The organism is Shewanella sp. T24-MNA-CIBAN-0130, assembly GCF_040310185.1.
GTDB lineage: Bacteria > Pseudomonadota > Gammaproteobacteria > Enterobacterales > Shewanellaceae > Shewanella > Shewanella psychromarinicola.
Genome location: NZ_JBEOPP010000481.1, coordinates 1 through 247, shown reverse-complemented (window position 1 = coordinate 247; position 247 = coordinate 1). Strand labels below are relative to the sequence as shown.

The 247-nt window shown below is 47.4% G+C and carries 1 protein-coding gene; it reads right to left on the bottom strand.

All coding sequences use genetic code 11. The features are described from left to right. Positions 1 to 247 (bottom strand): hypothetical protein (locus AAEZ02_RS23195; RefSeq protein WP_351125539.1); only part of this gene is annotated, 247 nt, incomplete at both ends.

Below are 247 nucleotides of genomic sequence, written 5' to 3'. Positions count from 1 at the left end.
CATCTGGCACGTCACTAACGCTTTCTTCGCGATACTCTGCACCTGCAGCCATCATGATATCGCGGTCGGCGATAGTAAACGCATGGCCCGAAATACTCGCATCATAAGCTGTGATGCTCGACTTACCTTGTCTTACTAGGCTAGTAGTGATGCGATCAATTACATCTGCTGAGTTAATCGTGCCGCCAAAAGGATTGTAATTGCCGGCATCAATTTCGGCTTGTAAGTAATCAGTTCTTACCCAACC